The sequence below is a fragment of the Methylomagnum ishizawai genome (assembly GCF_900155475.1).
Lineage (GTDB): Bacteria > Pseudomonadota > Gammaproteobacteria > Methylococcales > Methylococcaceae > Methylomagnum > Methylomagnum ishizawai_A.
Window position 1 is genome coordinate 895,884 of the sequence record NZ_FXAM01000001.1, and the last position, 12,602, is coordinate 908,485.

The 12,602-nt window shown below is 63.6% G+C and carries 11 protein-coding genes; 5 read left to right on the forward strand and 6 right to left on the reverse strand.

What is annotated here, in order from left to right:
- Nucleotides 1-9: 9 nt before the first annotated feature.
- From B9N93_RS04050 to B9N93_RS04065, 4 genes are all read left to right on the forward strand, one after another.
- Nucleotides 10-1,044, forward strand: coding sequence for a zinc ribbon domain-containing protein (locus B9N93_RS04050; RefSeq protein WP_085211119.1), 1,035 nt, complete (start codon nt 10-12; stop codon nt 1,042-1,044).
- Nucleotides 1,045-1,088: 44 nt separating this feature from the next.
- Nucleotides 1,089-1,745 (forward strand): pyridoxamine 5'-phosphate oxidase family protein, encoded by a 657-nt coding sequence (locus B9N93_RS04055; protein ID WP_085211121.1) that lies wholly within the window; start codon nt 1,089-1,091, stop codon nt 1,743-1,745.
- Nucleotides 1,746-1,807: 62 nt separating this feature from the next.
- Nucleotides 1,808-3,241 carry an Asp-tRNA(Asn)/Glu-tRNA(Gln) amidotransferase subunit GatB gene (gene gatB / locus B9N93_RS04060; protein WP_085211123.1) on the forward strand — a complete coding sequence of 478 codons (1,434 nt, stop codon included), beginning with the start codon at nt 1,808-1,810 and terminating at the stop codon, nt 3,239-3,241.
- 62 nt (nt 3,242-3,303) lie between these two features.
- Nucleotides 3,304-3,879, forward strand: coding sequence for a hypothetical protein (locus tag B9N93_RS04065; protein ID WP_085211125.1), 576 nt, complete (start codon nt 3,304-3,306; stop codon nt 3,877-3,879).
- Here the strand turns inward: B9N93_RS04065 and B9N93_RS04070 are convergent.
- Nucleotides 3,876-5,150, reverse strand: a complete 1,275-nt coding sequence (locus B9N93_RS04070) for an autotransporter outer membrane beta-barrel domain-containing protein (protein WP_085211127.1) — start codon at nt 5,148-5,150, stop codon at nt 3,876-3,878. The genes B9N93_RS04065 and B9N93_RS04070 overlap by 4 nt on opposite strands.
- Before the next feature lie 201 nt (nt 5,151-5,351).
- Here B9N93_RS04070 and B9N93_RS04075 point away from each other — a divergent pair, with 201 nt between their 5' ends.
- Nucleotides 5,352-8,036 (forward strand): cation-translocating P-type ATPase, encoded by a 2,685-nt coding sequence (locus B9N93_RS04075; RefSeq protein ID WP_085211129.1) that lies wholly within the window; start codon nt 5,352-5,354, stop codon nt 8,034-8,036.
- A 48-nt stretch (nt 8,037-8,084) separates the two neighbouring features.
- Here the strand turns inward: B9N93_RS04075 and B9N93_RS04080 are convergent, their stop codons facing one another.
- The 5 genes from B9N93_RS04080 to hemA form a co-directional block, all read right to left on the reverse strand.
- On the reverse strand, nt 8,085-8,852 hold the full coding sequence (locus B9N93_RS04080; protein ID WP_125468831.1) for a hypothetical protein: 768 nt from the start codon (nt 8,850-8,852) through the stop codon (nt 8,085-8,087).
- A 96-nt stretch (nt 8,853-8,948) separates the two neighbouring features.
- On the reverse strand, nt 8,949-9,365 hold the full coding sequence (locus tag B9N93_RS04085) for a M67 family metallopeptidase (RefSeq protein ID WP_085211133.1): 417 nt from the start codon (nt 9,363-9,365) through the stop codon (nt 8,949-8,951).
- A gap of 16 nt (nt 9,366-9,381) precedes the next feature.
- Nucleotides 9,382-10,254 (reverse strand): peptide chain release factor N(5)-glutamine methyltransferase, encoded by an 873-nt coding sequence (gene prmC, locus B9N93_RS04090; protein WP_085211134.1) that lies wholly within the window; start codon nt 10,252-10,254, stop codon nt 9,382-9,384.
- On the reverse strand, nt 10,251-11,333 hold the full coding sequence (gene prfA / locus B9N93_RS04095; protein ID WP_085211136.1) for a peptide chain release factor 1: 1,083 nt from the start codon (nt 11,331-11,333) through the stop codon (nt 10,251-10,253). The genes prmC and prfA overlap by 4 nt, the downstream gene beginning before the upstream one ends.
- A gap of 6 nt (nt 11,334-11,339) precedes the next feature.
- A complete protein-coding gene (hemA, locus tag B9N93_RS04100) occupies nt 11,340-12,602 on the reverse strand; it encodes a glutamyl-tRNA reductase (protein ID WP_085211138.1) in 1,263 nt (420 codons plus the stop codon).

Here is a 12,602-nt window from a genome sequence, read left to right on the forward strand (position 1 = left end):
GCTGCCGCTATGGCCGGGGACCGCGCCTATGAAATGCTCTGGGATTGCGGCTACTGCGGTGCCCGGAAACTCCTGGGCAAGAGCCAGAAATTCTGTCCCCAATGCGGTGCGCCGCAGGATGCCCAAACCCGCTATTTCCCGGACGAGCAGGACAAGGTCGAAGTCCTGGGCCACCGCTACCAAGGGGCCGACAAAATCTGCCCGGCCTGCCAAGCGCCCAGCGGGGCCAAGGCGGAATTCTGCGGGCGCTGTGGTTCCCCGCTGGGCGATGCGCCCGAGGCGCGGCGGCTGCAAGACCAAGTACGGGCCGAGGATGCCAAGTTCGCCGAGAGCCTATCGTTGCGGCGGCTGGAGGCGGAACAGCGGAAGCATCCATCGGTGGTGGAATCCGTGGCGGCGATCCCGAAACGACGGGGCTATCTTTGGGCCACCATGGCGCTGGGCATCGTCGCCCTCGTCGTTGGCTTGTTGTTCTGGACCCGGCAGGAAACCGTGGTGGTGTCCGGCCATTACTGGCGGCAAGCAATCCAGATCGAGCGTTACGGGCCGGTGGCCGAATCGGCGTGGTGCGATTCCATGCCGTTCGCAGCCTATGGGGTTGCCCGGCATTCGGAAATCCGCTCGTATCAACAAATCCCCGACGGCCAGGATTGCCAGGTGCGGCGGGTGGACCGGGGCGATGGGACGTTCACCGAACATCAGGAATGCCGCCCCCAATACCGCAGCGAACCCGTCTACGGCGAGCGCTGCGATTACCGCATCGACCGCTGGTCGTGGAGCCGAGAAGCCAGCGCCGAAGGCCACGACCTCGCGCCGCGCTGGCCGCAAACGGGTTTGGCGGGTGCCCGCCCATGCTTGGGTTGCGAGCGGGAAGGCGGGCGCGAATCGCGCTTCGAGGTCTTGCTGCGCGGCCAGGGCCGGGAGTACCGCTGCGGCTTGGCGCAGGAAGCTTGGCACGGGATGCGGGACGGCAGTCGTTGGACCCTCAAGGTCGGGGCGGTGGATAAGCAACCGCGTTGCGATAGCTTGAAGCCGGTGGATTGACCGAAACGGACGGGTTTTAATCGAATATTGAAGAGGTGGAATCCATGACTGGCATTTATGGCGACGCGCATCGGCGGATGCAGGCTTTATTTGAAACCACCGCCCTGGCCGACCGGGTGCGCGATATCATCGTGGCCCCGGCAATCGCCGACGAGCATAAGGGCTTCATCGAAACCCGCGACCTGTTCTTCCTCAGCACGGTGGACCACCGGGGTTTTCCGACCTGTTCGTACAAGGGCGGCGCACCCGGCTTCGTCCGGGTCTTGGATGGCAAAACCCTGGTTTTCCCCAGTTACGACGGCAATGGCATGTTCCTGTCCATGGGCAATATCGCCGCCAATAACAAGGTGGGCCTGCTATTCATCGATTTCGAGACCCCGCACCGGGTCCGGGTCCATGGCACGGCCAGCGCTAGCCCCGACGATCCGCTGCTTCCGAGCTTCCCCGGCGCGGAATTGCTGGTGCGGGTCGAAGTTGCCGAAATCTTCGTCAACTGCCCGCGCTACATCCATAAATACCAGCGCGTCGCCGCCTCGAAATATGCGCCGCAAGCCGACGTTCCAGCCCCGCTGCCGCCCTGGAAGCGCATCGACGCCGTGCAGGATGTCTTGCCGGGACAGGACAGGGACCGGGTGGCGGATCACGGCGGCACGCTCACGCCGGAAGAGTACGGCGTGCTGGTGATGAAGGGCGAGGCGTGAATCGCCGCCCGACGATGCTTATTGGCCCGAATCATTTTCACTGACGAACAAGGTATCACGCCATGCAATGGGAAACCGTCATCGGGCTGGAAATCCACGCCCAGCTTGCCACACAATCCAAAATCTTCTCCGGCGCCCCGACGGCCTACGGGGCCGAACCCAATACCCAGGCCTGCGCCATTGATTTGGGGATGCCGGGCGTTTTGCCGGTCCTGAATAAGGAAGCCGTGCGTATGGCGGTCAAGTTTGGTCTCGCCATCGGGGCCAAGGTCGCGCCGCGCTCGGTGTTCGCCCGCAAGAATTATTTCTACCCGGACTTGCCCAAGGGCTACCAGATCAGCCAGTACGATCTGCCGGTGGTCAGTACCGGGCAACTCAGCATCGAGGTGGACGGCGCGGAGAAAACCATCGGCATCACCCGCGCCCATCTGGAAGAGGACGCCGGTAAATCCCTGCACGAGGATTTCCACGGCTATTCCGGCATCGACCTCAACCGGGCCGGGACGCCGCTCTTGGAAATCGTCTCCGAACCGGATTTGCGTTCGGCGAAAGAGGCCGTGGCCTATATGAAAAAGCTGCACGCCCTGGTGCGCTATCTCGAAATCTGCGACGGCAATATGCAGGAAGGTTCGTTCCGCTGCGATGCCAATGTCTCGGTGCGCCCGGTCGGCCAGGAGAAATTCGGCACCCGCGCCGAGATCAAAAACCTGAATTCCTTCCGTTTCGTCGAGAAGGCCATCAATTTCGAGATCGAGCGCCAGATCGAGCTGATCGAAAACGGCGGCACGGTGGTGCAGGAAACCCGGCTCTACGACGCCAACAAGGACGAAACCCGCTCCATGCGCAGCAAGGAGGAAGCCAACGACTACCGTTACTTCCCCGACCCGGATTTGCTGCCGCTGGAAATCACGTCCGAATTCATCGAGGACGTGCGTGGCGGCTTGCCCGAATTGCCGGATGCCAAGCGCGAGCGCTTCAAATCCCAATACGGACTCAACGACTACGACGCCGGCGTTTTGACCGCCACCCGCGAACTGGCCGATTACTACGAGGCCGTGGTGCGGGCGGCGGGCTGCGATGCCAAGCTGTGCGCCAACTGGGTGATGGGCGATTTGGCCGCCGCGCTCAACAAGGCCGGGTTGGAGATCGAACAAAGCCCGGTCGAACCGGCGCGTTTGGCCGGCTTGGTGCAACGCATCGCCGACGACACCATTTCCGGCAAGATCGCCAAGCAGGTGTTCGAGGCGCTGTGGGAAACCGGCGACAGCGCCGACGCCATCATCGAAAAACAGGGCTTGAAGCAGATCACCGATAGCGGCGCTATCGAAGCCATCATCGACCAGATCATCGCGGCCAATCCCGAGCAGGTGGCGGGCTATCGCGGCGGCAAGGAAAAGCTATTCGGCTTCTTCGTCGGCCAGGCCATGAAGGCTACGGCTGGCAAGGCCAATCCGGCGCAGTTGAACGAGTTGTTGAAGCGGAAATTGCAGGGTTGATCCGGCACGACTGGCGGCGGCGTGGATTGCCGCCATCTTCAATTTGAACAGGAACCTTTCGGATGCAATCCCAGGACACTTCGGATAAGCAGGCGCTCGCCAAACTCGTCCCCACCCTCATGAGCTTCGCCAAGCTGGCGGAAGCGCTCGCCAACCGCTTCAAGGGCGCGGTGCTGTGGGGCACGGTCAGCGGCGGCTTGGCGGCGGTGTGGCTGGCGTTCTTCGCCCACAGCGTTTGGCAGGCATCGACCGCGGTAACGGTCGGCGTGGGCGTGGTGCTGGCGGTGCCGGCCCTGGTCGCGGGCTGGTGCTGGTCGGTGCTGGACGACGCGGTGGGAATGCCGCAGCGCATCGCCGATTGGGTGCAGCGGGCCAAGCTCTATGCGGGCGATGCCAAGGAACGCTTGCAAGGGGCCAAGCCTTCCGGCGGGCGCTTCAAGGATTTATGGCAACTCGGCGGACTCACGGTCGAACTCGCCATGATGGGCGGCGACGCCCGCGATTTGTTAGGCTTGGTCGGCGGCACCCTGGCCCTCACCAATCCCGTGTTCCTGTTCGCCTTGATCGGCTCGGGCTTGGCGATTGGGTTGGTGGATTTGGGCGGCTTCATCGCCGGATTGTTCTACTTGTTCCGCTAAAACGGAATCCTCAGTCCCAATTCCACCGTATTGCTGGTCAAGTAAGGCTGGCCCAGCCGCGCCTCGTAACGCAGGAACGCCCCCACCCCCCCGCCGAACGCCGCCGTCACCCCACCGCCCAGGTTCACATAATCCCGGTCCGGGTTGCCAGTCGGCAGGATGAACTGGCCGGTGCCCGCCGGGGCGTCGGCCAGACGGATATGCAAGAGCTGGTTGTCGTTCAGGAACTGGTGTTCCCACTCGAAGCGCAGGGACGGCGTCAGCACGCCCCAGGACGTGCTGAACACATGGCTGAGTTGCAAGCCCGATACGCTGATGAAGGACTCGTAGGCTTGCAGCCCCACTTGGTAATTCAGGCCGCTGACGCCTTGTTCCTGGTAGGCTGGGATTTGCAGGTTGATGTACTCGAAACGGGCGTAGGGGTTGAGCGTCCAGGCGTCCAGGGCGAAATCCCGGCCCAGCGTGGCCGAGAAGCCATATTGATCGGCGTCGGGTTCGCTCAGTGCGAGGCCGTTGAAGCCGGGATAGGCGAATTTCCGGTTCAGGTCGTTGTTGTAGCTGCCGTAGGTCGCGGCCCAGTCCAGATACATCTCCAGGGGTAGGAAATAACTGCCGTAGAACGCCGCCAACAGGGCGTCGGTGCCCATGTTGCCGGAATCCTGGGTCATCAGCGCGTCGGTGCGGGTGTAGCCGGTGGCGAGGCCCAGCACCAGTTGATCGCTCACCCGGTAATCCGCGCCCAACGTGAGGTTGTAGGTCTGGTAATCGAAGCTCGCGCTGCCCTTGTCCTTGCCGCCCGCCTGATATTTGCCCTGCACGAACCAGCCCCAGGGACCGTCGCGCAATTCCCCATCGCCCGAACCCCCGCCTTGATGGCGCTGTCCATCGATATCGAAGCTATAGGCGGGTTCCTGCCCGGCATGGACGGCGGCGAGGCGGGCGCGGGTGTCGATCTGGGCCATGCGCAGCTTGATCGGCATTCCCGATTGCGGCAGGAATTGGTAGGGGGTCAGTTGGTTGATGGCCTGGGCTTGTTGCTGGGGGCCGAGGGCTTGGAGCTGGGCGCAGCGCCCGGCCAGGTTGCCGGTGGCCTCGGGGCAGGCCTGATCCAGTGCGGCCCCGAGGCCGCGCTGATAAGGCGCGAGGCCGGGCAGGCCGGCGAAATCGTCCGCTCCGGCTTCCGGCGATAGCGCGGCCAGGGCCAGGAGCGGCAGCAAATTCCGCTCGATCCGCCGGGTCGGCGGTTTCTTGAAAACAAGGCGATGGTTCATGGCGGTGGACCCGGAAAGCTGTGGAAGTCCATAAAGTGTCGCATGATCGAGAGCGGTTCATCCCGCCTGTCGCGGACAAGGTGTGATTAAACGGGGGATGGGCGTATCAGGTCCAGTGTGAAAATGCTTGAGGCGGCGGGCGGGCTTCTCGGGTAAATTCTCGGCAACTTTCCCAACCGCCTTCCCGTAGGAGTATTCCCCATGAAATCCCGACCTTCGGCCCCGCCGCCGGATTGGCATAGCCTGAGCCTCGATGCGGTCTTCGCCCGGTTGGAAGCCCGGCCCCAAGGTTTGGGCGCGGCGGAAGCCGGATGCCGTCTGGCCCAATACGGGCCCAACCGCATCGAGCGGGACCGTGGCGTGTCCTTGCCGAGGGTGTTCCTGGCCCAATTCAAAAGCATCCTGGTCTTCATCCTGTTGCTGGCGATAGGCTTCTCGGTCTATGTCGGGCATGGGGTCGAGGCCGGGGTGATCGGCGCCATCGTGCTGCTGGCCGTGCTGCTGGGCTGTGTGCAGGAATACCGCGCCGAGCGGGCCATGGCCGCCTTGCAGAAGTTGGCGGCCCCCACGGCCTCGGTTTTGCGCGATGGCAAATTTATCGAGATGCCGGCCGAGCGGCTGGTGCCGGGCGATGTGCTGCGCTTGCAGACCGGCAAGCGCGTCCCCGCCGATCTGCGCCTGATCGAAACGGTGAACCTCAGGATTAACGAAGCGCCCCTGACCGGCGAGTCGGAACCCGCCACCAAGCAGGCCGAAGCCTTGCCCGATCCCCAATCCGCTTTGGCCGACCGCGGCAATATGGCCTATGCCGGCACGGCGGTGGTCCATGGCCGGGGCCAGGGCGTGGTGGTCGCCACCGGGATGGGTACCGAATTTGGCCGTATCGTCGGTCTGCTCCGCGCCACGGTGCAGCGCGATACGCCCTTGCAGCGCAGCTTGGATAAGGTCGGGCGGGTCCTGGCCGGGGTGGCTTTGTTGATCGTGGTCGCCATCGTGGTTGCGGGAATGCTGCGCGGCGAGGCGCTCCACGACATGCTGTTGTTCGGCATCGCCCTGGCGGTGGCGGTGGTGCCGGAAGCCCTGCCCGCCGTGGTCACGATTTCGCTCGCCATCGGCGCCCACCGCATGGCGGCGCGGAACGCCTTGATCCGCCGCTTGCCCGCCGTGGAAACCCTGGGCTGCACCTCGGTCATCGGCTCGGACAAGACCGGTACCTTGACCAAGGACGAAATGACCGTCCGCAAGCTGTGGGTGGCCGGGAAAGCCCTCAGCGTCACCGGGGTGGGGTACGAGCCGGTGGGGCGGATCGTCTCCGGCGGCTACGAAGTGAAGATGACGCCGCCCTTGTCGGCCTTGCTGGGCGCGATGGCCCTGGTCAACGACGCCGAACTGCTGCGGGTCGGGCGCGGACGCTGGGAAATCAAGGGCGATCCCACCGAGGGCGCGTTATTGGTCGCGGTCGCCAAGGCCGGGGTCAACAAAGCCCAACTCGAAGCCCGCTTCCCCCGTGTCGCCGAAATCCCCTTCACCTCTGAATCCAAGCGCATGACCACGCTGCATACCGACCCGGAGGGCGGTTTGCTCGCCTGCGCCAAGGGGGCGGTGGAGGTGATCTTGGCGTCCTGCACCCATTGGCTCACGCCGCGCGGCGAAATCCCGCTGGATGGCGGTACCCGCGCCCGTATCCAATCCGAGGCCGAGCGCATGGCGGTACAGGCGCTACGTGTCCTCGCCATCGCCGCCAAATCGAACACCGAAGCCGAGACCGCGGAAACCGGGCTGTGCTTCCTGGGCTTGGTCGGCATGATCGACCCGCCCCGGCCCGAGTCCAAAGCCGCCATCGCCACCTGTGCTCAGGCCGGGATCAAGGTGGTGATGATTACCGGCGACCATCCCATGACCGCCCGCGCCGTGGCTCGCGAACTGGGCATCCTCAAGGATGGCCGGGTGGTGACCGGGGCCGAGTTGGACACGATGGACGCGGCCAAGCTGGCCCTGGCCGCGCCGGTGATCGAGGTCTATGCCAGGGTTTCGCCCGAACATAAGCTGCGGGTGGTCGCGGCCTTGCAAGGCTTGGGACGGGTGGTGGCGATGACCGGCGATGGGGTCAACGACGCGCCCGCCTTGAAACAGGCCGATATCGGCATCGCCATGGGCGTGACCGGTACCGATGTGTCCAGGGAAGCCGCCGCCATGACCCTGACCGACGATAATTTCGCCTCCATCGTGGCGGCGGTGGAAGAGGGGCGGGGCATTTTCAGCAACATCAAGAAATACCTGATGTATCTGTTGTCCTCGAATATCGGCGAAATCGGCCTGATGGCGGGGGCGACCCTGGCCGGCTTGCCTCTGCCCTTGAGCGCGGTGCAAATCCTCTATGTCAACCTCGCCACCGATGGCCTGCCCGCCGTGGCTTTGGCGGTCGATCCGCTCGACAAGGGCTTGATGTCGCAACCGCCCCGCGATCCCAAACGCGGTATTTTCAGCCTGCCGGTGTTGTTGCTGATGCTGGTGGGGGGCTTGTGGTCCACCCTGGTGAACCTGGGGGTGTTCGTCTGGGCTTTGCGGGAAGGCCGGTCCCAGGCCGAAGCCATGAGCCTGGTGTTCGCCACCCTGGTCGTGACCGAGTTCGTCAAGGCTTACCAGTTCCGTTCGGACCACCGCTCGGTGTTCCACCGAACTTTCGCCAACCGCTGGCTGAATTTGGCGGTGCTATGGGAGTTGGCGCTGCTGGGCTTGGTGCTGTACCTGCCATTCCTGCAAGATTTGTTCGGCACGCTGCCCCTGACGGCGGCGGATGGACTCAGGGTGGTGGGCGCGGCCTTGACCCTGGTGCCGGTGTTGGAGTTGGCGAAGTGGGGGGTGCGGCGGTGGGGTTGGGGATAACCCGCCGGGTTTCTGGGCGATACCTGCCAAGAGTCTTATGGGTGGTGATTATTCCAGCGGGATGAGGCTTGCCCTGACCTCCTGTTCCATCCGCTCGAAATCGGCCTCGGTCATGGTCTCGGAAAGCGATAGCTTCATATCCTTGCGCTTGTTTTGCATGAAGGCGCTGGTTCTCAATTCCGGTTGGCGCTCCAGGGAAATCTCCGTTTGAAAGAAAGTGGATAGGTTTTGTAGGCAGGTAGGGTTTTCCTCGAACAAATCCTTGGATTCGATTTTGAGGATGGCGGCCCCCAAACCCGATAGGTATCTTTCGTAATAGCGGGCGCGTCTATCAGTTTCCAGGGTATACCAATAGCATAGTTGATAAGGGGTCCATGGTTTTTGGGGGCTGAGCTTATAAACGTGCGGATCGTTGGGGCTGAGCAACCATTTCAGCCCCAGCGGCGTGATGTCGGGTACGGTTTCCAGCCTGAGCAGGCTGAGGGCCACCGCCCGGTTGTCGCGCTTCAAGATCAGGATATCGGGTATCACTCCTAAATCCAGGAGCGGTTCGATAAAGCCTTTGCAAAACATATGGCTGGATTCGAAATAGGTATGTCCATTGGGGTGGGACTTGAGGGATTGGATATGGGGCAGCTTGTAATATTTCCAGAAATCGCGGGCCAGCCGGGAGTCCCTTTGGGCATCGCGCATCACTTCCACGAAATTGGGGGCCGGTTCGTGGAAAGCTTGTACCCCGTTGGCACGCAAGACTTGCGTGATATATTTGGAGCCGGACCGGCCGGTCGTGATGGTGAATATCAGTCGTTTACTCATGGGCGAATCCAGGGTGGCGGGGAAACTTGGCCGGGAGGGGTAGGTATTCATGGCGGGGGGATTTCCCCCGGAAACCACCGGGGAGGTGGCGTGGAATCAGCCGAGCAATAATTCCACCTCGACCGCCCGCTTTTCTCCGTCGATGCGGAAACCCCGCAATTCCAACACGCCTTGGGTATCCAGCGAGACGATGAGATACAGCGCTTCCGGGTAGGCCGCGAGTTCCAAGTCGGTGGCGGAAGGTTCGGCGGGGGCTGCGGGGTGGGAATGGAAGATCGCGAAGAGTTGCTCGCCCTTTTCGCGCATGGCGCGGAGGACGCCGATATGTTGCTCGGGGTCCAGGCGGTAGCGGCGCTCCGGGTCGTCCGCTGTGTTGCGGATGGGGTAGCAGGTGGTGGGCTGGCCGTGCTTGCCGCCGATCAGGCCGCAGATTTCCTGTTCCGGGGAAGATTGCGCGTAATGCAGCAATTGGTTGACCAAGTGGCGGGGCAGGGCGATGGGGGCGTAGGACATGGGCGCTCCGAAGGTTTTAGGCGGATGGGGCAAGGCCGGGCCAAAGCGCCGTGGTGGTGCGCGGATGGCCTTGCAGGTCGTGGTGGTGGGCGATATCGGCGTAGCCCTGCGCGGTCAGGAGATCGGCCAGGGCGGCGGCTTGGTCGTAGCCATGTTCCAGCAACAAATGCCCGCCCGGTTTGAGATGGTGGCGGGCACCCGCCGCGATGGTGGTCAAGGCGTCCAGCCCCGTGGCACCGGAAGCCAGCGCCAACACCGGCTCGAACCGCAAATCGCCCTGGGCCAAATGCGGGTCGCGCTCGGCGATATAGGGCGGATTGCTGGCGATGAGGTCGAAGCGCTGGTCGGCGGATAAGGGCTCGAACCAAGCGCCTTGCAGGAAGCGGATATGGGCCGCGCCGTGGCGGACGGCGTTGGCGCGGGCCACGGCCAGGGCTTCGACGCTGAGGTCGATGGCGGTGACGCTGGCCCTGGGTCGTTCGGCGGCGAGGGTCACGGCGATGATGCCGCTGCCGGTGCCGAGGTCGAGGATCGCCGCTGGTGCCTGGACCGGCATCCGCGCCAGGGCCAGTTCTACCAGCAATTCGGTTTCCGGGCGCGGAATCAGCACGCCGGGGCGCACGATGAAATCCCGCGACCAGAATTCCCGTTGCCCGGTGAGGTAGGCGATGGGCATGCCCGCCGCCCGTTGCCCGATCCAATCCCGGAAGCGCCCGGCTTGCTCGGGCGTCAGTTCCCGTTCTGGCCAGGTCCGCAGATAGGCGCGGCCCTGGCCCAGGCTATGGCAGAGCAGGATTTCGGCGTCGAGGCGCGGGGTGTCGGTGAACGGGGCGAGGCGGTCGATGGCGGATTGGAGCGCCTGTCCAAGCGTCGGCGTGGGCCGGTTCATTCCGCCGCCAACTGCGCCAATAATTCCGCCTGATGCTCGTGGATCAAGGGTTCGATCACCGGATCGAGTTCCCCTTGCATGATGGTTTCGAGCTTGTACAGGGTCAGGTTGATGCGGTGGTCGGTGAGGCGGCCTTGTGGGAAGTTGTAGGTGCGGATGCGCTCCGAGCGGTCGCCGCTGCCGACCTGGAGCTTGCGCGAGGCGGCGATTTCGGCGTCCTGCTTTTGCTGTTCCGCCGAGAGGATGCGCGATTTCAGCAGCGACATGGCCCGCGCCCGGTTCTTGTGCTGGGAACGCTCGTCCTGGCATTCGACCACGATGCCGGTCGGGATATGGGTGATGCGGATGGCCGAATCGGTGCGGTTGACGTGCTGGCCACCCGCCCCGGAAGCGCGGTAGGTATCGACCCGGAGGTCCGCCGGGTTGATGTCGATCTCGACCTCCTCCACTTCCGGCAGGATGGCGACGGTGCAGGCCGAAGTATGGATGCGGCCTTGGGCCTCGGTGGCCGGGACGCGCTGCACGCGGTGGGTGCCGGACTCGAATTTCAGCCGGGAATATACCTCCTGGCCGCTGATGCGGACGATGATTTCCTTGTAGCCGCCGAGTTCGCCCTCGCTCTCGCCGACCACTTCGGTTTTCCAGCCTTTTTGCTCGGCGTAGCGGATGTACATGCGGCAAAGATCGCCCGCGAACAGCGCCGCCTCGGCCCCGCCGGTGCCGGCCCGGACTTCGAGGAAGATATTGCGTTCGTCGTTGGGGTCGCGCGGCAGCAGCAGGATTTCCAGTGCTTGCTCCAAGCCGTCGCGGCGGGTTTGGGCTTCGTCCAGTTCTTCCTGGGCGAGGGCGCGGACTTCGGGGTCCGGGTCTTGTTGCAGGTCTTGGGCGTAGGCGAGGGCGTCCAAGGTGTCCTGGTGGTTGCGGAAGCAAGCCACCACCGGATTGAGCTGGGCATATTCGCGGCTCAGGGCGCGGAAGCGGTCCTGGTCGCTTTGGACTTCGGGTTCGGCGAGCAGCGCGGTGATTTCCTCGAAACGGTGGGAGAGGTGTTCGAGTTTCTGGAGGATGGAGGGTTTCACGAAGATTTATGTGCCGTCTTTCAGTTGGAAGATTTCGCGGGCGGCGGCGATGAGGTCGTGCCGTTCGTAGATGCCCGCCTGTTTCAATTGGATGCTGGGGGTGTGGGTCAATTTATTGGTCAGCAGATGGGCGAGTAGTTCCAGGGCTTGTTCCGGCGGGCGGCCCGACTTGAGGGCTTGCAGGGCCTTGGCGAGGGCTTCGTCGCGCAAGGTTTCGGCCTGCTTGCGGAAATCCTGGATGGTGGTGATCGCGCCTTGGGCCTTGAGCCAGGCCAGGAAATGATCGACTTCGGTGTCGATGATCTCCTCGGCTTGCAAGGCGGCTTCCTGGCGCGAACGCAGGTTTTCCTCGACCGTGTTGCGGAGGTCGTCCACGGTATAGAGGTAGACATCGCGCAGTTGCTCGACTTCCGGCTCGATGTCGCGGGGCACGGCCAGGTCCACCATGAACATCGGCTTGTGTTTGCGGGCCTTGATGGCGCTCTCGACGCTGCCCTTGCCGAGGATAGGCAAAGGGCTGGCGGTGGAGGCGACCACGATATCGGCCCGCGCCAGATGCTTGGGGAGTTCGGATAGCGAAATCGCGAAGCCGTTGAATTGCTGGGCCAGGGCGTGGGCCTTGTCGTAGGTGCGGTTGGCGATGATGAGTTCGCCGATCTTGTTTTCGGCGAGATGGCGGGCGGTGAGTTCGATGGTTTCCCCGGCCCCGATCAGGATGGCGGTCTGGCGGCTCAGGTCGTCGAAGATGCGCTGCGCCAAGCGCACGGCGGCGAAAGCCACCGACACCGGGCTGGAACCGATGGCGGTATCGGTGCGGACTTTCTTGGCGGCGGTGAAAGTGTGTTGGAACAGTTTGCCCAGGGTCTTGCCCAGGGTGCCGGCCTCGGCGGCGGATTGGTAGGCCGTTTTCATCTGGCCCAGGATTTGCGGCTCGCCCAGGATCATCGAATCCAGCCCCGAAGCCACCCGGAACATATGGCGGATGGTATCGGCCCCGCGATGGGTATAGAGGAAGGGCTGGAAATCCTCGCGCCGCAAGCGCTGTTCGTGGGCGATCCAATCGATCAGGGTTTCGTGGGGGGTCGGGGTTTCGGCACCGCAGTATACTTCGGTGCGGTTGCAGGTGGAGAGGATCGCCACCTCGCGGACTTCCGGGAGTTGGATCAGCCCTTGCAGCGCGTGGTGCAGGCGCTCGGCGGGAAAAGCCAAGCGTTCCCGGATCGAGACCGGCGCGGTGTTGTGGTTCAGCCCCAAGGTCAAGATGCCCAT